Genomic DNA, 18,566 nt, shown 5'->3' on the forward strand with positions numbered 1-18,566 from the left:
TTGAAAAAGCCCCCGTGCGCTGCCGCGCACGGGGGCTTCGGGCTCGATGGCCTACGCGCCGCCTGCGATCTCGAAGCCGCCGACAGTTCGTCGCTCTATCTATATGACGATGTCACTTGCTGCCGGCCGCGGCCTGCAGCCGCTCCACCGGCACCGCGTCCGCCATCGCCGTATAACCGACGTCGCTCGGATGAATGCCGTCGCCGCTGTCGTACCGGCGCTGCAGCACACTCGGGCGCGCCGGATCGCGCAGTACCGCGTCGAAGTCGACCACGCCGTCGAACCCGCCGCCGCTGCGGATCCACCGGTTCACCTCGAGCCGGATCGCCTCGCGCCCGGCCGGCAACGCCGCAGGCGTGAGCGTCGCGCCGAAGACCTTCACCCCCTGGCGGTGCGCAGCCTCGATCAACCGGCGATAGCCGTCGATCAACGACGCGGCCGTGACCTGCGTATGCGGGTTGTCGCAATCGAGCCCCGCGCGCGGCGGCATCGCCGCAAAGTTGATGTCGTTGATGCCGATCAGCACGATCGCCGCCTTCACCCCCGCACGCGACAGCGCATCGCGCTCGAACCGCGACGCCAGCGACGTGCCGTAGCACGCCGAATCGCTCAGCAGCCGGTTGCCGCTGATTCCGAGATTCACCACGCCGAGCGAATCCGAACCTGCCGCGGTCAGCCGGCGCGCCAGCGCGTCGGGCCAGCGACGGTTGCGGTTCAGGCTCGAACGCAGCCCGTCGGTGATCGAGTCCCCGATCGCCGCGACACTCGCCCGCGCGGCACCGGTCTCGACGGCCAATTCCGTCACCCAAACATACTGTGTAAAGCGCGTGCGGAATGCGCCGGCCCCCGGATCACTCACGTGATCGCCCGGCGCCGATACGTAATTGAGCTGGTTCGACACACGATGCCACACGGTCATCCGCTGGTTCGCGCCCATCCACAGACTGATCGCATACGGCTGCCCGGCCGTCACGTCGATCGCTACCGGGTCGCTTTCGAACTCCTGGCCCGGTGCGAGCGTCACCGATGCCTTGCCGCCGAAACGCACGGCAGCACTCGTCCCGTCGGCAAGCGCCGCGCCGTCACCCGCGCGCGCAAGACCCGCACCCTCGATCACCAGCGGTACGCGACCGTACGCATTGCTCACGCGAATCCGCGCGGCGTGCCCCGATACCGTCGGGTAGACGATCTGCCGGACGGTCCGCCCGGCCACGTCGGGCGCGCGATAGAGCGGCGGCGGCGCAGCCAGGTCGGGAATCGGCTGCAACGCGGTCGCCCACGCGGCAACCCACCCGGCCGGTGCGGCCGACGCCGCGAGCGGCGACAGGAAAGCGGACGCGCCCAGCACGGTCGCGACGAAACTGCTTCGAAATGACATCGGCGAAATCCTCATCGGAAAGCGGGCATTGTGCCGCAGAAGCCGTCCATCTCACGCGGCGGACCGCCCTCCTGCCCGGCGATCGCACCCCGACGCCCCACGTTTACCCGAGTCTCGCTGCAAATCCGCAAGAAATTTATTAACCGACCGGTCGGTTGGTTTATACTTCGCACACATTCAACCGGACGAGATCCTCCGCCATGTACACGCAATCCCTCGACATCCCCGGCAACGTCGCATCGCTCGACGCCGCAGCCGAGTCGCCCGAGCAGGCGCGGTTCGACGCGGTCATGGCCGCGGACGGCAAGATCGAACCGCAGGACTGGATGCCCGACGCCTATCGCAAGACGCTGGTGCGCCAGATCTCGCAGCACGCGCACTCGGAAGTCGTCGGCATGCTGCCGGAAGGCAACTGGATCTCGCGCGCGCCGAGCCTGAAGCGCAAGGCGATCCTGCTCGCGAAGGTCCAGGACGAAGCCGGTCACGGCCTCTATCTGTATAGCGCGGCGGAAACGCTCGGCGTATCGCGCGATTCGCTGATCGACGCGCTGCATGCCGGCAAGGCGAAATACTCGAGCATCTTCAACTACCCGACGCCGACCTGGGCCGACGTCGGCGTGATCGGCTGGCTCGTCGACGGCGCCGCGATCATGAACCAGATCCCGCTGTGCCGCTGCACGTACGGCCCGTACGCACGAGCAATGATCCGCGTGTGCAAGGAAGAGTCGTTCCACCAGCGCCAGGGCTTCGATGCGCTGCTGTCGATGATGAAGGGCACCGACGCGCAGCGCGCGATGGTCCAGCAGGCGGTGAACCGCTGGTGGTGGCCGGTGCTGATGATGTTCGGCCCGAGCGACGCCGACTCGGTCCACAGCAACCAGTCCGCGAAATGGGGCATCAAGCGGATCACGAACGACGACCTGCGTCAGAAGTTCGTCGACGCGACGGTCGACCAGGCGAAGGTGCTCGGCGTGACGCTGCCCGACCCGGATCTGAAATGGAACGAGGCGCGCGGCCACCACGACTACGGCACGATCGACTGGGATGAATTCTGGCGCGTCGTCAACGGCGACGGCCCGTGCAACAAGGAGCGCCTCGCGACCCGCGTGAAAGCGCACGACGACGGCGCATGGGTGCGCGAAGCCGCGCTCGCGCACGAAGCGAAGCGCCTTGCTCGCGCCGAACAGCACGCCGCCTGAGCGGCAACCATCGAATACAGGATTCAGGAGAAAGTGATGAACAAGGAATGGCCGATCTGGGAAGTGTTCGTGCGCAGCAAGCAGGGCCTCGACCACAAGCATTGCGGCAGCCTGCACGCGGCCGACGCGTCGATGGCGCTGCGCATGGCGCGCGACGTCTACACGCGCCGCCAGGAAGGCGTGAGCATCTGGGTGGTGCCGTCGTCGGCGATCACCGCGTCGGATCCGGCCGAGAAGGCCGAGCTGTTCGAACCGGCGGGCGACAAGATCTACCGTCACCCGACGTTCTACACGCTGCCCGACGAAGTCAACCACATGTAACGCCCGCGCCATGACGATCACGCCCGAACACCTCTCCTACGTGCTGCGCCTCGCGGACAACACGCTGATCCTCGGTCAGCGCAACGCCGAATGGTGCGGCCACGGCCCGATCCTCGAGGAAGACATCGCGCTCACCAACATGAGCCTCGACCTCATCGGCCAGGCCCGCATGCTGTATACACACGCAGCCGAACTCGAGCGCCAGCTCAACGGCACGGCGAAAACGGAAGACGATTACGCGTACTTCCGCACCGAGCGCGAATTCGCGAACTTCACGCTCGCCGAGCTGCCGCACTACGGCCCGATCGCCGGCACCGCGCACGCCGACAAGGACTACGCGGTGACGATCGTGCGCAACTTCCTCTACGCGACGCTGATGCTGCACGTGTGGACCGCGCTCGAAACGTCGACGGACGCGCAACTCGCCGCAATCGCCGCGAAGTCGGTGAAGGAGACCCGCTATCACGTGCAGCACGCGCGCGAATGGCTGGTGCGCCTCGGCGACGGTACCGACGAATCGCATCGCCGCGCGCAGGCCGCGCTCGACTACCTGATTCCGTACACGCGCGAATTCTTCGCGGCCGACGCAATCGACGACGCGATTTCCGCACCGGGCATCGGCCCGGCACCGGCCGCGCTCGAAGCCGCATGGCGCGCGGACGTGGACGATGCGCTCGCGGAAGCGACGCTCACCCTGCCGGCGCCCGTACAGCATGTGACGACCGGCAAGCAGGGCGAGCACTCGGAGCACATGGGCTACCTGCTCGCGGAAATGCAGAGCCTCGCGCGCCAGCACCCCGGCGCGACCTGGTAACCCGCCGCCTCAACGGAGCCCGACGATGTCCGTCCCGACCGCCGCCCCCGCCGACGCAACACCCGCCGCGCACCGCAACGATCCGTTGCTCGTGCGCGCGTGGGACGTGCTCGAAGCCGTGCCCGATCCCGAGATTCCGGTCGTGTCGATCCGCGAGCTCGGCATCCTGCGCGACGTCCGTCGCGCGGACGACGGCCTGCTCGAAGTCGTGATCACGCCGACCTACTCCGGCTGCCCGGCGATGTCGCAGATCGCCGAGGACATCGCCGCGGCCATGCAGGCCGCCGACCTGCCGCCGCACCGGATCGAGACGGTGCTCGCGCCCGCGTGGACGACCGACTGGATCACGCAGGAAGCGCGCGACAAGCTGCGCGCGTACGGCATCGCGCCGCCCGTCGGCCAGTGCGGCAGCGCCGCGCCGCGTGAAAACGTCGTGCGTTTCGTGCCGCGGTCCGTCGCGGCGCCCGTTTGCCCGCGCTGCGGCTCCGCCCGCACCGAGCGTCTCGCGCAATTCGCGTCCACGGCCTGCAAGGCGCTGTATCGCTGCGTCGACTGCCGCGAACCCTTCGACTACTTCAAACCCTACTGAAATGAAACAGCCCCCACGCTCTCTTCATTCGCTGCCCCCCGAGGGGGCCGACGCCCCCCTTGGGGCGGCCCGGCGGGGGTCGTCGACCCCGCAATTTCACCCGCTGCGGATCCGCGACGTGCGGCCCGAGACCGCCGACGCCGTTACCGTCTCCTTCGACGTGCCGCCTGAGCTGCGCGACGCGTACCGCTTCACGCAAGGCCAGTTCGTCACGCTGAAGACCCACATCGACGGCGAGGAAACGCGCCGGTCGTACTCGATCTGCGTCGGCACGACCGACTACGACCGCGACGGCGAACTGCGCATCGGCATCAAGCGCGTGCGCGGCGGCCGTTTCTCGAACTTCGCGTTCGACACGCTCCAGCCGGGTCATACGATCGACGTGATGACGCCGGACGGCCGCTTCTTCACGCACCTGAACGCGGACCACGGCAAGCAGTACGTCGCGTTTTCCGGCGGCTCGGGCATCACGCCGGTGCTCGCGATCGTGAAGACGACGCTCGAACTCGAGCCTCGCAGCACGTTCACGCTGATCTACGGCAACCGCAGCGTCGACGCGATCATGTTCGCCGAGGAACTCGAGGACCTGAAGAACCGCTACATGAACCGCTTCGTCCTGTACCACGTGCTGTCGGACGACCAGCAGGACGTCGAGCTGTTCAACGGCGTGCTCGATCAGGCGAAATGCGCGGAATTCCTCGCCACGCTGATGCCGGCCGACGCGATCGACGAAGCGTTCATCTGCGGTCCCGCGCCGATGATGGACGCGGCCGAAGCCGCGCTGAAGGCGGCCGGCGTGCCGCAGGCGAAGGTGCATGTCGAACGTTTCGGCACGCCGCTGCCGCAGGCGGGCGCGCCCGTCGTCGAGATCACCGACCAGACGCCGGCCGCCGACCTCGAAATCGTGCTCGACGGCAAGAAACGCAAGCTGCGCCTGCCGTACGAGGGCGTGAGCCTGCTCGACGTCGGCCTGCGCGCGGGCCTCGCGCTGCCGTACGCGTGCAAGGGCGGCGTGTGCTGCACGTGCCGCGCGAAGGTGGTCGAAGGCGAAGTCCGGATGGAGAAGAACTACACGCTCGAGGAACACGAAGTGAAGGACGGCTTCGTGCTCACGTGCCAGTGCCACCCGATCAGCGACAAGGTCGTCGTGAGCTTCGACGAGCGTTGAGCGGCGTCGCGCCGGCGCGCCGCGCCGGTTTCTCGTCGTCACACATCTCGCTTACACTAGGGGCCGCCGGCCGGCTGGACGTCATCGCGTCCAGCCGGCCGGCGGTTTTCTTTTGTTGATGACAGGCCGATGAGTACCATTCACGTGATTCAGGGCGGCACCGCCGCCGCGTCGCTGCGCGAGGCCCTCGCGCAAGCCGGACGCGACGAGCGCGTCGTCGGATTGCTCGACGATCTCGCGGTCGGGCCGCTGAAGGGCGTCGACGAGACGCCCGACACGCGCGCCGCTTTCTGGCAGCGCGTGCTCGGCGACCGGATTCCCGACTGGAACGCGGAAATCGAAGGCGAATTCGCTCGCCTCGACCAGCTCGCGCTGGAGACGGGCCAGGTAGTCGTCTGGCATGCGCCGAGCGTCGGCGACAAGCTGCTGCTGCGCCGTGTCGCCTATCACCTGCGCAACGTGCCGCAGCGCCTGAACGAGGTGCGGCTGTCGGCCGCCGATCTCGACGCGCCGCAGCGCACGGCGCTGACCCGCACCGACCAGGCCTGCTCGACCGGGATGTTCTCGCCGGCGGCGCTCGCCCGCAAACGGCCGGTGGCCGCGCCGATCTCGGTGCTGCGCATCGGTCGCCTCGCGCTCGAATGGCAGGAGGCGAAGCACCTGAACGCCGAGTTGCGCTACTGGGTCAGCAATACGATCAAGAGCGGCCACTACGCGGATCTCGACGCGCTGATCGTCGCGCACGCGGAAACCGGCTGGCTGCCCGCGCGACACGTCGTCGGCGGCATCATAGCCGGCGCCGACCGCGGCGGGCTGTTCGTCAGCGACTCGATCGCCTGGTGGCGCTGCCGCGAACTCGCGGCGGCCGGCCGGCTCGAGGTGCAGGACGACACGCCGGCCGCCCTCTCTTCCACACAGGTGCGCGCGGCAGCCGCGCCCCGCTAACGCTACTTTTTCGCATTCGACCATGGCCCGTACCCGAGCGCCCGATCACGAATCCCAGCGCGAGCAGATCCTCGATCTCGCCGCCGAGAAATTCGCGCAGACGAGCTACCCGAGCACGTCGATGTCCGATCTCGCAACCGCGAGCGGCACGTCGAAGGCACGTCTCTATCACTATTACGAGAGCAAGGAAGCGATCCTGTTCGACCTGCTCGACCGCTACACGAAACGGTTGATGCTGATCATCGCCGAGGTCGAAGGCGCGAGCCAGCGGCGCGGCCTCAGCGAGCGCGACGCGTTCGCCGAACTGGTGCGCGCGTTCCTCGCCGAGTACGAGACGTCGCACAGCCGCCATGTCGCGCTGCTCAACGACGTGAAGTATCTCGAGGACGCACAGCGCGAAATCGTGCTCGACCGCCAGCGCGACATCGTCGCGGCATTCGCACGCCAGCTCGCGCGCGCCTATCCGGAGCGGATCTCGAAGGAAAACCAGACGTCGGTCACGATGATGGTGTTCGGGATGATCAACTGGACGTTCACGTGGCTCAAGCCGGGCGGCCGCCTCGGCTACCGCGACTTCGCCGAACAGGTGATCGGCCTGATGGAACACGGGCTGTCGTCCGGCGCGTGATTGCCGCGCAGCAGCATGCGTTGCGCGGCGGGCACACTGCGACAGGCTGCCGCGCGTTTCATACGACCAATTTTAAATCCGTTAAAAATCAAATAGATAGAGAATTAACTAAGCGGATTTAGAATTCCCCCTCGGCACAAATAACGTCAAATACGGGTTTTCCCCAACCCGCTCGGGTAAAATGCTGTTGCATTGCACAAGTTGCTTGTGCAGCTACACACTGAGGAACCCACGATGAACACGCAATTCAACCGCCGTGCCGATGCTGTCGGCCACGCCGGTACTGCGCCGGTTCTCGTCAGGGAACTGGCTTCCAAAGACCGTGAGCAAATGCTCACTCACTTTCTCTCGCTCGACGAAGAGGACCGCCTGCTGCGCTTCGGCCAGATGGTGCCCGACCACGTGATCGAGAACTATGTCCGTACGATCGACTTCGGTCGCGACACCGTGTTCGGCGTGTTCGACCATGCGCTCGAACTGATCGGCGTCGGTCACCTGGCGTACCTGCCCGCCGAAGGCGACAAGCGCACGGCCGAATTCGGCGTGTCGGTGCTCGAAAGCGCCCGCGGCCGCGGCGTCGGCTCGAAACTGTTCGAGCGCGCGGCGATCCGCAGCCGCAACACCCGTGTGACGATGCTGTACATGCATTGCCTGTCGCGCAACGCGACGATGATGCACATCGCGAAGAAGTCCGGGATGCGGATCGAATACGCCTACGGCGAAGCCGATGCGTACCTGTCGCTGCCGCCTGCCGACCACTCGACGATCCTTGCCGAGATGCTGCAGGAACAGGCCGCGGTGTTCGACTATGCGCTGAAGCGCCAGGCGCACCGCACGTCGAAGTTCATCGAATCGCTGATGCCCGCCGCACTGACGGCGTAACATCGGCCGACCGGGCCGCCCCGCGGGGCGCCCGGCCTTCGTTTTCTCCTCTCCTGCCCGGCGCCGCGCAGCTAGCGCACCGACCGGATCGGCAACGCCGTCGTCTCCTTGAAGCACTCGAGCGAGAAGCTCGTCTTCACGTCGATCACCGACGGATGATGCAGCAAGTGCTCCTGCACGAAGCGGGAGAAGTGCGCCATGTCCTCGACCTGCACGCGCAGCAGGTAATCCATGTCCCCCGTCATCGCGTGGCACGCGACCACTTCCGGCCAGGCCTGCACGGCCGCGCGGAACAGTTCCGCGTGGGTCGCGCCCGCGCGCGCCGACGTCTCGTCGGCACGGACCGGCGCCAGGCCGCCGCGCTTCTCGAGCCGCACGCTCACGTACGCGAGCAGGTCGAGCCCGAGCTTCTGCGGATCGAGCAGCGCGACGTAGCCGGTGATCACGCCGATCTCCTCGAGCCGCCGGATCCGCCGCAGGCACGGGCTCGGCGACAGGTTCACGCGCTCGGCGATCTCCTGGTTCGACAGGCGGCCGTTCTCCTGAAGAATCGCGAGAATCCGCCGGTCGATGGCATCCAATTCGGCTTGCGCCATTTTCTGCCCTCCGTTGATTATTTCGAGACTGGAAATTGCGCCATCGTAGGCACGGACAACCAAGTTCGCAAGTTTACGCTCTCCCCTGCCCGCTACACTCTGTCGCATGGACCGATGCGTTGCGCGCACCGCGGCACGCGTCGCCCTCGACATGAAACCGGCCCGGCCCCATCACCCCGGCCGATCGCACAGTACACAGGACACAGGAGACAAGGCATGCAGATCCCCAACTGGGACAACCCCGTCGGCACCGACGGCTTCGAATTCATCGAATACACGGCGCCGGATCCGAAAGCGCTCGGACAACTGTTCGAACGGATGGGTTTCACCGCGATCGCACGCCATCGCCACAAGGACGTGACGGTCTACCGCCAGGGCGACATCAACTTCATCATCAATGCCGAACCCGATTCGTTCGCGCAACGCTTCGCGCGCCTGCACGGCCCGTCGATCTGCGCGATCGCGTTCCGCGTGCAGGACGCCGCGAAGGCATACCGGCACGCGCTCGAACTCGGCGCGTGGGGCTTCGACAACAAGACCGGCCCGATGGAGCTGAACATCCCGGCGATCAAGGGCATCGGCGATTCGCTGATCTATTTCGTCGACCGCTGGCGCGGCAAGAACGGCGCGCAGCCGGGCGCGATCGGCGACATCAGCATCTATGACGTCGACTTCGAGCCGATCGCCGGCGCGAACCCGAACCCGGTCGGCCACGGCCTCACCTACATCGACCACCTGACGCACAACGTGCATCGCGGCCGCATGCAGGAATGGGCCGAGTTCTACGAGCGCCTGTTCAACTTCCGCGAAGTGCGCTATTTCGACATCGAAGGCAAGGTGACGGGCGTGAAGTCGAAGGCGATGACGTCGCCGTGCGGCAAGATCCGGATCCCGATCAACGAGGAAGGCTCGGACACGGCCGGCCAGATCCAGGAATATCTCGACGCGTACCACGGCGAAGGCATCCAGCACATCGCGCTCGGCACGAACGACATCTACGGCGCGGTCGACGGGCTGCGCGGCAAGGAAGTGAAGCTGCTCGACACGATCGACACGTATTACGAGCTGGTCGACCGCCGCGTGCCGAACCACGGCGAATCGCTGGACGAGCTGAAGAAGCGCAAGATCCTGATCGACGGCGCCCGCGACGACCTGCTGCTGCAGATCTTCACCGAGAACCAGATCGGCCCGATCTTCTTCGAGATCATCCAGCGCAAGGGCAACCAGGGTTTCGGCGAAGGCAACTTCAAGGCGCTGTTCGAATCGATCGAGCTCGACCAGATCCGCCGCGGCGTGGTCCAGGACAAGGCCTGACGCAGACGGCCGCGCGGCGCCCGGCAGCCCGGGTGGCCGCGCGAACATCGGCGGCATAAAGGAAAAGGGCGGGAATCTTGCGATTCCCGCCCTTTTTCCGTTTTCGTCGTTCCGGCGCGGCCCGGCGGCCGCGCGAACGGATCAACGCACGTTCGCCTTCGATACGACGGCGCGCTCGGCCGCCGGCTGGGCGTCGGCGCCCTGCGCCGGCGCGATCTGGCGCATCTGCGCGCCGGCTGCCGCCAGTGCGCTCGCGCCTTGCGCGTGCACCGGGCCGGTCATCGCGAGAAACGCGGCGGACACGATCAGGAAACTCTGGATATGACGTGTGTTCATTGCACCTCCTGTAAAACTGCCGGCGCCTCCCCGGTTGCGTCGAAACGGGCCGACGCGACCGGGCACCTCCGGCAGGCCGACAAGATTAACGGCATTTGTACGAAGATGGGACCGGCTTTACATGCTTTTACATGATGTAACGCATCGCCGCGCGCCATTTCGTCGACGCGTCGCGGCATCCCGGCCAGTGGGCGACGGGTTTATCCCAGTGCTACCATCAGCGAAAACCGGCCAATATGCCGGCCACTGCCGACACGTTCACAAGACGTCGACGCAATCGAAGCTTTGGTGATCCCAAACTGGGTGGAGGAGACAGTTAATGAATGCCCCGCTAGACGCAGGCCAACGCGCGTCGCTTGAAGCCGCGCTGAAGTCCGTCACGCTTGACGACAAATACACGCTCGAACGCGGCCGCGCGTACATGAGCGGCATCCAGGCGCTCGTGCGCCTGCCGATGCTGCAGCAGGAACGCGACCGCGCCGCCGGCCTCAACACGGCCGGCTTCATCTCCGGTTATCGCGGCTCGCCGCTCGGCGGCCTCGATCTCTCGCTGTGGAAGGCCAAGCAGCACCTCGCGGCCCACCAGATCGTCTTCCAGCCCGGTCTCAACGAAGATCTCGCCGCCACCGCCGTGTGGGGCTCGCAGCAGGTGAACCTGTACCCCGGCGCGAAGCACGACGGCGTGTTCGGCATGTGGTACGGCAAGGGTCCGGGCGTCGACCGCACCGGCGACGTCTTCAAGCACGCGAACTCGGCCGGCTCGTCGAAGCACGGCGGCGTGCTCGTGCTCGCCGGCGACGACCATGCGGCGAAATCGTCGACGCTCGCGCACCAGTCCGAACACATCTTCAAGGCCTGCGGGCTGCCGGTGCTGTTCCCGTCCAACGTGCAGGAGTATCTCGACTTCGGCCTGCACGGCTGGGCGATGAGCCGCTACTCGGGCCTGTGGGTCGCGCTCAAGTGCGTGACGGACGTGGTCGAATCGTCGGCGTCGGTCGACATCGACCCGCATCGCACCGAGATCGTGCTGCCGACCGACTTCATCGTGCCGGAAGGCGGCCTGAACATCCGCTGGCCCGACCCGCCGCTCGTGCAGGAAGCGCGGCTGCTGGACTACAAGTGGTACGCGGCGCTCGCCTATGTGCGCGCGAACAAGCTCGACCGGATTGAGATCGACTCGCCGAACGCGCGCTTCGGGATCATGACGGGCGGCAAGGCATACCTCGACGTGCGCCAGGCACTGACGGACCTCGGCCTCGACGACGAAACCTGCGCGCGGATCGGCATCCGCCTGTACAAGGTCGGCTGCGTGTGGCCGCTCGAGGCGCAGGGCGCGCAGGCATTCGCGCGCGGCCTCGACGAAATCCTCGTCGTCGAGGAAAAGCGCCAGATCCTCGAGTACGCGATCAAGGAAGAGCTGTACAACTGGCCCGATGCGCAGCGTCCGCGCGTGTTCGGCAAGTTCGACGAGAAGGACGGCGCCGGCGGCGAATGGTCGGTGCCGATGGGCAACTGGCTGCTGCCCGCGCACTATGAACTGTCGCCCGCGATCATCGCGAAGGCGATCGCGACGCGCCTCGAGAAGTTCGAGCTGCCGTCCGACGTGCGCGCGCGCATCGCCGCGCGGCTCGCGGTGATCAACGCGAAGGAAATGGCGCTCGCGAAGCCGCACGTGCAGACCGAGCGCAAGCCGTGGTTCTGCTCGGGCTGCCCGCACAACACGTCGACCAACGTGCCGGAAGGCTCGCGCGCGATCGCCGGGATCGGCTGCCACTACATGACGGTGTGGATGGACCGCAGCACGAGCACCTTCAGCCAGATGGGCGGCGAAGGCGTGCCGTGGATCGGCCAGGCGCCGTTCACCGACGAGAAGCACGTGTTCGCGAACCTCGGCGACGGCACCTATTTCCACTCGGGCCTGCTGGCGGTACGCGCGGCGATCTCGTCGAAGGCGAACATCACCTACAAGATCCTCTACAACGACGCGGTCGCGATGACGGGCGGCCAGCCGGTCGACGGCGTGCTGACGGTGCCGCAGATCACGCACCAGCTCGCGTCCGAAGGCGCGAAGAAGATCGTGATCGTCACCGACGAGCCGGAGAAGTACGACAGCCAGAAGTCGCTGCTCGCGCCGGGCGTGACGATCCATCATCGCGACCAGCTCGACGACGTGCAGCGCGAGCTGCGCGAGATCGAAGGCACGACGATCCTGATCTACGACCAGACCTGCGCGACCGAGAAGCGCCGCCGCCGCAAGCGCGGCACATATCCGGATCCGGCCAAGCGCGTCGTGATCAACGATGCGGTGTGCGAAGGCTGCGGCGACTGCTCGGTGCAGTCGAACTGCCTGTCGGTCGAGCCGCTCGACACCGAATTCGGCACGAAGCGCCAGATCAACCAGTCGAGCTGCAACAAGGACTTCTCGTGCGTGAAGGGCTTCTGCCCGAGCTTCGTCACGGTCGAAGGCGGCCAGCTGAAGAAACCGAAGGCCGTGTCGGTCGACGGCGGCGCGCTGCCGCCGATTCCGGAGCCGACGCTGCCGGCGATCGACCGTGCGTACGGCGTGCTCGTCACGGGTGTCGGCGGCACCGGCGTCGTCACGATCGGCGCGCTGCTCGGGATGGCCGCGCACCTGGAGAACAAGGGCGTGACCGTGCTCGACGTGACGGGCCTCGCGCAAAAGGGCGGCGCCGTGATGAGCCACGTGCAGATCTCGCACGCGCCGACCGACATCCACGCGACGCGGATCGCGATGGGCGAAGCCGACCTCGTGATCGGCTGCGACGCGATCGTCACGGCCGGCGACGAATGCACGTCGCGGATGCGGCACGACACGACGCGCGTGGTCGTCAACAGCGCGCAGACGCCGACCGCCGAGTTCATCAAGAACCCGAACTGGGCGTTCCCGGGCCTGTCCGCCGAGAACGACATCCGCGCGGCGGCAGGTGAAGCCGTCGACTTCATCGACGCGAACCGCTTCGCGGTCGCGCTGCTCGGCGATGCGATCTACACGAACCCGTTCGTGCTCGGTTACGCGTGGCAGAAGGGCTGGCTGCCGCTCACGCTCGCGTCGCTCGAACGCGCGATCGAGCTGAACGCGGTGTCGGTCGAGAAGAACCGTGCGGCGTTCGACTGGGGCCGCCGCGCCGCGCACGACCTCGCGAGCGTGAAACACGCCGCGGCCGGCGACGCACGCCCCGCGCAGGGCGCCACGGTGATCGCGCTGCACACGAAGAAGGCGGTCGACGCGCTGATCGCGAAGCGCGTGGACTTCCTCACCGCGTATCAGAACGCCGCGTATGCATCGCGCTACGCGGCCTTCGTCGACAAGGTGCGGGCGGCCGAACGCGTGCTGGCGGACGGCGACGCCGTGCAGGAGCCGCTGACCGAGGCGGTCGCGCGCAACCTGTTCAAGCTGATGGCGTACAAGGACGAATACGAGGTCGCGCGGCTGCAATCCGATCCCGCGTTCCTCGCGCGTCTGTCGTCGCAGTTCGAAGGCGACTGGAAGCTGAAGTTCCATCTCGCGCCGCCGCTGTTCGCGAAGACGGACGCACACGGCCATCTCGTGAAGAAGGCGTACGGCCCGTGGATGCTGTCGGCGTTCCGGCTGCTCGCGAAGGCGAAGTTCCTGCGCGGCACGGGGCTCGACCCGTTCGGCCGCACCGGGGAGCGCCGCACCGAGCGCGCACTGATCGGCGAGTACGAAGCGCTGATCGGCGAAGTGCTGGGCAAGCTGAACGCGGCCAACCGCCCGCTCGCGCTCGAGCTCGCGGCATTGCCGGACGGCATTCGCGGCTACGGCCACGTGAAGGAGAACAACCTGCGCGCGGTGCGCCAGAAGTGGAACACGCTGCTCGGGCAGTGGCGTTCGCCGACGGGTGGTCAATCGCACCAGCAGGTCGCGTAACGGGTGCGCGGCGGGCGTTCGCGGTCGGGACGCCCGCCTCCGCACGGCCGACGGTTCACGAGACTCAAAAAAACGCCACGGAACGCAGGTTCCGTGGCGTTTTTCATTGCGCCGCGCGGGATGCGCGGCGCACGCGGATGCGAACTTACTTCGTGTTCGCGTTCGCGGCGGCCACCGCCGTCATGTTGATGATCCGGCGCACGGTCGCGGCCGGCGTCAGGATGTGCACCGGCTTCGCCGCGCCGAGCAGGAACGGGCCGACCGTCACGCCTTCGCCGCCGACCATCTTCAGCAGGTTGTACGCGATGTTCGCCGCTTCGACGTTCGGCATGATCAGCAGGTTCGCTTCGCCCGACAGCGTCGTGCCCGGGAATGCGGCCTTGCGGACCGCTTCCGACAGCGCCGCGTCGCCGTGCATTTCACCGTCGACTTCCAGGTTCGGCGCACGCTCGCTGATCAGCTTGCGGGCTTCGGCCATGCGGCGCGACGACGCCGACGGCGCACTGCCGAAGTTCGAGTTCGACAGCAGCGCGGCCTTCGGCGCGATGCCGAAGCGCTCGATCTCGGCGGCCGCCTGGATCGTCATGTCGGCGAGCTGTTCGGCGCTCGGCAGTTCGTTCACGTACGTGTCGCACAGGAACAGGTTGCGGCCCGGCAGCATCAGCAGGTTCATCGCCGCGTAGTGCTCGGCGCCCTTCGCACGGCCCAGCACCTGCTCGATGAACTTCAGGTGCGTGTGGTACGTGTCGATCATCCCGCAGATCATGCCGTCCGCATCGCCCAGGTGCACGAGCATCGCGCCGATCAGCGTGTTGAACTTGCGCATCGCGGCCTTCGCGACTTCGGGCGTGACGCCGTCACGCGCGCCGATCTCGTGGTACGCCTGCCAGTAGCGGTGGTAGCGCGTGTCGTCTTCCGGATTCACGATCTCGAAATCGACGCCGGCCTTCAGCTTCGAGCCGATCTTCTGCAGGCGCATCTCGACGACCGACGGACGGCCGACGATGATCGGCTTCGCGATCTTTTCCTGCAGCACGAACTGCGCGGCGCGCAGCACGCGCTCGTCCTCGCCCTCGGCGAACACGATGCGCGCCTGCTGCTTCTTCGCGGTCGCGAACACCGGGCGCATCACCATGCCGGTGCGGTAGACGGTCGCGCCGAGCTGCTCGCGGTATGCGTCCATGTCCTGGATCGGACGCGTGGCGACGCCCGAATCCATCGCGGCCTGCGCGACGGCCGGCGCGATCTTGATGATCAGGCGCGGATCGAACGGCTTCGGAATCAGGTAGTCCGGCCCGAACTCGAGCGAATGGCCTTCATATGCCTTCGCGACTTCCTCGCTCTGGTCGGTTTCCTCGGCCAGCTCGGCGATCGCGCGCACGCATGCGAGCTTCATTTCTTCCGTGATCGTCGTCGCGCCGACGTCGAGCGCGCCGCGGAAGATGAACGGGAAGCACAGCACGTTGTTGACCTGGTTCGGGTAGTCCGAACGGCCGGTCGCGACGATCGCGTCCGGGCGCACGGCCTTCGCGTCTTCCGGGCGGATTTCCGGTTCCGGGTTCGCGAGCGCGAGGATCAGCGGGCGGTCGCCCATCGTCTTGACCATGTCCTGCTTCAGCACGCCCGCGCTCGAGCAGCCGAGGAACACGTCCGCGCCGACAATCGCGTCGGCGAGCGTGCGCGCGTCGGTGGTCGCCGCATAGCGCTGCTTCGACGGGTCGAGGTTGCCGCGCCCTTCGTAGATCACGCCCTTCGAATCGGCGACGAGGATGTTCGCCTTCGTCAGGCCGAGGTTCACCAGCAGGTCCAGACACGCGATCGCTGCCGCGCCCGCGCCCGAACACACGAGCTTCACTTCGGACAGCTTCTTGCCGACCACCTTCAGGCCGTTCAGGATCGCGGCCGACGCGATGATCGCGGTGCCGTGCTGGTCGTCGTGGAAGACGGGGATCTTCATGCGCTCGCGCAGCTTCTGCTCGATGTAGAAGCATTCCGGCGCCTTGATGTCCTCGAGGTTGATGCCGCCGAGCGTCGGCTCGAGCATCGCGATCGCCTCGACGAGCTTGTCGGGGTCGGACTCCGACAGTTCGATGTCGAACACGTCGATGCCCGCGAACTTCTTGAACAGGCAGCCCTTGCCTTCCATCACCGGCTTCGCGGCCAGCGGGCCGATGTTGCCGAGGCCCAGCACGGCCGTGCCGTTCGTGATGACGCCGACGAGGTTGCCGCGCGACGTATATTTCTGCGCGTCGAGCGGATCGGCGTGGATCGCCTCGCACGCCGCGGCGACGCCCGGCGAATACGCGAGCGACAGATCGAGCTGGTTCGACAGCGGCTTGGTCGGGGTGACCGAAATCTTGCCGGGTTTCGGGTTCAGGTGATAAGCGAGAGCGGCCTGCTTCAGTTGTTCGTCCATGATTGACCTGCGAGAGACATGCGAAATTTTGACGGTTCAGTACACAGCACCTTGGCCGCGTCTGCTTGGATCGAGGGGATGGTCGACTGCGAGACGGCACGCAGCGCGCCGGGTCGGCACGCCATCGAACCTTGGCGGGTGGCAAGAGGAAAGTACAAAGTACTGAACGATTTCTAAGGGTCGCCTAGTGTACACCCCCTAAATGACGTCCGTTGGTGCGGTGCCGCATCCTCGGCATCCGCATCGGGCTGGTCGCGCCCCGTTTGTTTCGCCGGTGGTGAGCCGCGCGCCGAACCTGCTCGAATTCCGCCGAAAACCGGCCTGAATCGGGTAAAATAGCGGGCTACGCGCGCAGCGATGCGATCGGCCTGCCGATCGCACCCCGGCCCCTCGGGCCGGTTCCCCTTGCTGCGCCACCGGGCCCGCGCCCGCTCTTCGCTCATCACCCAAGGAATGCCCATGACAGGCTACGATCGTCAGTCGATCTCGGATACGACCGCCAAAATCCTGCTCGAAGTGCAGGCGGTGCACTTCAACGCCGAAAAACCGTTCATCTTCACGTCCGGCTGGGCAAGCCCCGTCTATATCGACTGCCGCAAGCTGATTTCGTATCCGCGCGTGCGTCGTGCGCTGATGGAAATGGCGGAAACGACGATCATGCGCGACGTCGGCTTCGAGCAGATCGACTCGGTGGCAGGCGGCGAGACGGCCGGCATCCCGTTCGCGGCATGGCTCGCGGACCGCATGATGGTGCCGATGCAGTACGTGCGCAAGAAGCCGAAGGGCTTCGGCCGCAACGCGCAGATCGAGGGTCATCTGGAAGAAGGCTCGCGCGTGCTGCTGGTGGAAGACCTGACGACCGACAGCCGCAGCAAGATCAACTTCGTCAACGCGCTGCGCACCGCGGGCGCGACGGTGAACCACTGCTTCGTGCTGTTCCACTACAACATCTTCAAGGAAAGCGTGTCGGTCCTGAAGGACATCGACGTCGACCTGCACGCGCTGGCGACGTGGTGGGACGTGCTGCGCGTCGCGAAGGCGTCGGGCTACTTCGAGACCAAGACGCTCGACGAAGTCGAGAAGTTCCTGCACGCGCCGGCCGAGTGGTCGGCCGCGCACGGCGGCGCGACGGCCCCGAAGGAGTGACGCCGTGCCGGCACGCTGCCGGCGCCCTGGCTGAAAAAGCCGCTCGCCTGATCGCGAGCGGTTTTTTTTCGTCCGTCGATCGGCATCGGGGCCGGCCCGAATCGCGGGCCGCGGCATGCATCGCTCATCGAACCCTAATGCTAGACTTGATCCATCGCCGCCATCAGCTGCGCGGGCAACGCACAACGCCAACAACGCCGGGAGCATCGGCCCGGCCCACGTGACGGGAGAAGCGCCATATGCGTGTGGATCGCCGGATCACTTCGCCTGCGTCCCCGGGTCGTTCGTCTCCGTTCATCGCCGTCCTTCTCTGCGCCGCCGCCGCGTGCGCGCCGTTCGCCCCCCTGCCCGCGCGCGCGGAAGGCCCGTTCATCGTGTCGAGCGACGAACTGACGCCCGGCGGGCGCGTCCGCGCCGCGAACGTGTTCGACCGCGGCGACTGCAAGGGCGACAACCGTTCGCCGCAGCTCAGCTGGCACAACCCGCCGCCCGGCACGCGCGGCTACGCGATCACGATCTTCGATCCCGATGCGCCGGGGCACGGCTGGTGGCACTGGGCCGTCGCCGGCATCCCGGCGAGCGTCACGAGCCTGCCGGCCGACGCGAGCGCGTCGGGCTTCCTGCGCCGCATCGGCGCGAGCGAGGCGCGCAACGACTTCGGGATCGACGGCTACGGCGGCCCATGCCCGCCGCCCGGCAAGCCGCACCGCTACGTGATCACCGTCTATGCGCTGAAGGGCACGGACCTGCGCGTCGCGCAAGGGCGCCCCGCCCCGATGTTCGAGCACGAGATCGGCACGCTGACGATCGGCACCGCACGGCTCACGGTCACCTACGGGCAGTAAGCGCTCGCGCGGTGTCGCGGTGTGGCGGTGTGGCGGTGTAGGGAAGAGGCGAAGTAGGTGAGACCGGGAGAGCGGTAGA

Annotated in this window: 16 protein-coding genes; 12 read left to right on the forward strand and 4 right to left on the reverse strand. The window is 66.8% G+C overall.

The features are described 5' to 3' along the window. Window positions 1-112 precede the first annotated feature (112 nt). Window positions 113-1,378: an SGNH/GDSL hydrolase family protein gene (locus U5771_RS33470; protein WP_322027906.1), complete on the reverse strand. Its 1,266-nt coding sequence runs from the start codon at window positions 1,376-1,378 to the stop codon at window positions 113-115. 200 nt (window positions 1,379-1,578) lie between these two features. Between U5771_RS33470 and paaA the strand changes: the two genes are divergently transcribed. The 8 genes from paaA to U5771_RS33510 all read left to right on the forward strand — a co-directional run bounded on the left by paaA (window position 1,579) and on the right by U5771_RS33510 (window position 7,924). Beyond that, entirely contained in the window at window positions 1,579-2,577 is a 999-nt protein-coding gene (paaA, locus tag U5771_RS33475) for a 1,2-phenylacetyl-CoA epoxidase subunit PaaA (RefSeq protein WP_322027907.1), read from the forward strand. Window positions 2,578-2,613: 36 nt separating this feature from the next. Continuing rightward, entirely contained in the window at window positions 2,614-2,898 is a 285-nt protein-coding gene (gene paaB, locus U5771_RS33480) for a 1,2-phenylacetyl-CoA epoxidase subunit PaaB (RefSeq protein WP_006752453.1), read from the forward strand. A gap of 10 nt (window positions 2,899-2,908) precedes the next feature. After that, a complete protein-coding gene (gene paaC / locus U5771_RS33485; RefSeq protein WP_322027908.1) occupies window positions 2,909-3,712 on the forward strand; it encodes a 1,2-phenylacetyl-CoA epoxidase subunit PaaC in 804 nt (267 codons plus the stop codon). Window positions 3,713-3,737: 25 nt separating this feature from the next. Continuing rightward, window positions 3,738-4,301: a 1,2-phenylacetyl-CoA epoxidase subunit PaaD gene (paaD, locus tag U5771_RS33490; protein ID WP_322027909.1), complete on the forward strand. Its 564-nt coding sequence runs from the start codon at window positions 3,738-3,740 to the stop codon at window positions 4,299-4,301. Window positions 4,302-4,332: 31 nt separating this feature from the next. After that, complete coding sequence (gene paaE, locus U5771_RS33495; protein ID WP_322027917.1) at window positions 4,333-5,469, forward strand: 1,2-phenylacetyl-CoA epoxidase subunit PaaE; 1,137 nt, start codon at window positions 4,333-4,335, stop codon at window positions 5,467-5,469. Between the two features lie 129 nt (window positions 5,470-5,598). Then, window positions 5,599-6,414: a DUF1835 domain-containing protein gene (locus U5771_RS33500; RefSeq protein WP_322027910.1), complete on the forward strand. Its 816-nt coding sequence runs from the start codon at window positions 5,599-5,601 to the stop codon at window positions 6,412-6,414. A 22-nt stretch (window positions 6,415-6,436) separates the two neighbouring features. After that, a complete protein-coding gene (locus U5771_RS33505) occupies window positions 6,437-7,042 on the forward strand; it encodes a TetR/AcrR family transcriptional regulator (RefSeq protein WP_322027911.1) in 606 nt (201 codons plus the stop codon). A gap of 234 nt (window positions 7,043-7,276) precedes the next feature. After that, window positions 7,277-7,924, forward strand: a complete 648-nt coding sequence (locus U5771_RS33510) for a GNAT family N-acetyltransferase (protein WP_322027912.1) — start codon at window positions 7,277-7,279, stop codon at window positions 7,922-7,924. A 71-nt stretch (window positions 7,925-7,995) separates the two neighbouring features. Here the strand turns inward: U5771_RS33510 and U5771_RS33515 are convergent, their stop codons facing one another. Further along, window positions 7,996-8,520 carry an Lrp/AsnC family transcriptional regulator gene (locus U5771_RS33515; protein ID WP_089424280.1) on the reverse strand — a complete coding sequence of 175 codons (525 nt, stop codon included), beginning with the start codon at window positions 8,518-8,520 and terminating at the stop codon, window positions 7,996-7,998. 216 nt (window positions 8,521-8,736) lie between these two features. On the opposite strand from U5771_RS33515, the gene hppD reads away from it, so the two are divergent. Then, window positions 8,737-9,834: a 4-hydroxyphenylpyruvate dioxygenase gene (hppD, locus tag U5771_RS33520; protein WP_044846324.1), complete on the forward strand. Its 1,098-nt coding sequence runs from the start codon at window positions 8,737-8,739 to the stop codon at window positions 9,832-9,834. A 141-nt stretch (window positions 9,835-9,975) separates the two neighbouring features. On the opposite strand, the gene U5771_RS33525 is transcribed toward hppD, so the two are convergent. Beyond that, entirely contained in the window at window positions 9,976-10,170 is a 195-nt protein-coding gene (locus U5771_RS33525) for a hypothetical protein (protein ID WP_322027913.1), read from the reverse strand. 319 nt (window positions 10,171-10,489) lie between these two features. On the opposite strand from U5771_RS33525, the gene U5771_RS33530 reads away from it, so the two are divergent. Next, window positions 10,490-14,080 carry an indolepyruvate ferredoxin oxidoreductase family protein gene (locus U5771_RS33530; RefSeq protein WP_322027914.1) on the forward strand — a complete coding sequence of 1,197 codons (3,591 nt, stop codon included), beginning with the start codon at window positions 10,490-10,492 and terminating at the stop codon, window positions 14,078-14,080. A gap of 145 nt (window positions 14,081-14,225) precedes the next feature. On the opposite strand, the gene U5771_RS33535 is transcribed toward U5771_RS33530, so the two are convergent. Further along, window positions 14,226-16,496: an NADP-dependent malic enzyme gene (locus U5771_RS33535; RefSeq protein ID WP_322027915.1), complete on the reverse strand. Its 2,271-nt coding sequence runs from the start codon at window positions 16,494-16,496 to the stop codon at window positions 14,226-14,228. Between the two features lie 459 nt (window positions 16,497-16,955). Between U5771_RS33535 and U5771_RS33540 the strand changes: the two genes are divergently transcribed. Then, window positions 16,956-17,642, forward strand: coding sequence for an orotate phosphoribosyltransferase (locus tag U5771_RS33540; protein WP_006752465.1), 687 nt, complete (start codon window positions 16,956-16,958; stop codon window positions 17,640-17,642). A 239-nt stretch (window positions 17,643-17,881) separates the two neighbouring features. After that, a complete protein-coding gene (locus tag U5771_RS33545) occupies window positions 17,882-18,487 on the forward strand; it encodes a YbhB/YbcL family Raf kinase inhibitor-like protein (RefSeq protein ID WP_322027916.1) in 606 nt (201 codons plus the stop codon). Window positions 18,488-18,566 lie beyond the last annotated feature (79 nt).

Origin of the sequence: Burkholderia sp. BCC1977 (assembly GCF_905339595.1) — a bacterium.
Lineage (GTDB): Bacteria > Pseudomonadota > Gammaproteobacteria > Burkholderiales > Burkholderiaceae > Burkholderia.

What these genes read in the sequence shown, in the direction of transcription:
- U5771_RS33470 (WP_322027906.1), bottom strand. Translation starts at nt 1,378, where the DNA reads ATGTCATTTCGAAGCAGTTTCGTCGCGACCGTGCTGGGCGCGTCCGCT.
- paaA (WP_322027907.1), top strand. Translation starts at nt 1,579, where the DNA reads ATGTACACGCAATCCCTCGACATCCCCGGCAACGTCGCATCGCTCGAC.
- paaB (WP_006752453.1), top strand. Translation starts at nt 2,614, where the DNA reads ATGAACAAGGAATGGCCGATCTGGGAAGTGTTCGTGCGCAGCAAGCAG.
- paaC (WP_322027908.1), top strand. Translation starts at nt 2,909, where the DNA reads ATGACGATCACGCCCGAACACCTCTCCTACGTGCTGCGCCTCGCGGAC.
- paaD (WP_322027909.1), top strand. Translation starts at nt 3,738, where the DNA reads ATGTCCGTCCCGACCGCCGCCCCCGCCGACGCAACACCCGCCGCGCAC.
- U5771_RS33500 (WP_322027910.1), top strand. Translation starts at nt 5,599, where the DNA reads ATGAGTACCATTCACGTGATTCAGGGCGGCACCGCCGCCGCGTCGCTG.
- U5771_RS33505 (WP_322027911.1), top strand. Translation starts at nt 6,437, where the DNA reads ATGGCCCGTACCCGAGCGCCCGATCACGAATCCCAGCGCGAGCAGATC.
- U5771_RS33510 (WP_322027912.1), top strand. Translation starts at nt 7,277, where the DNA reads ATGAACACGCAATTCAACCGCCGTGCCGATGCTGTCGGCCACGCCGGT.
- U5771_RS33515 (WP_089424280.1), bottom strand. Translation starts at nt 8,520, where the DNA reads ATGGCGCAAGCCGAATTGGATGCCATCGACCGGCGGATTCTCGCGATT.
- hppD (WP_044846324.1), top strand. Translation starts at nt 8,737, where the DNA reads ATGCAGATCCCCAACTGGGACAACCCCGTCGGCACCGACGGCTTCGAA.
- U5771_RS33525 (WP_322027913.1), bottom strand. Translation starts at nt 10,170, where the DNA reads ATGAACACACGTCATATCCAGAGTTTCCTGATCGTGTCCGCCGCGTTT.
- U5771_RS33530 (WP_322027914.1), top strand. Translation starts at nt 10,490, where the DNA reads ATGAATGCCCCGCTAGACGCAGGCCAACGCGCGTCGCTTGAAGCCGCG.
- U5771_RS33535 (WP_322027915.1), bottom strand. Translation starts at nt 16,496, where the DNA reads ATGGACGAACAACTGAAGCAGGCCGCTCTCGCTTATCACCTGAACCCG.
- U5771_RS33540 (WP_006752465.1), top strand. Translation starts at nt 16,956, where the DNA reads ATGACAGGCTACGATCGTCAGTCGATCTCGGATACGACCGCCAAAATC.
- U5771_RS33545 (WP_322027916.1), top strand. Translation starts at nt 17,882, where the DNA reads ATGCGTGTGGATCGCCGGATCACTTCGCCTGCGTCCCCGGGTCGTTCG.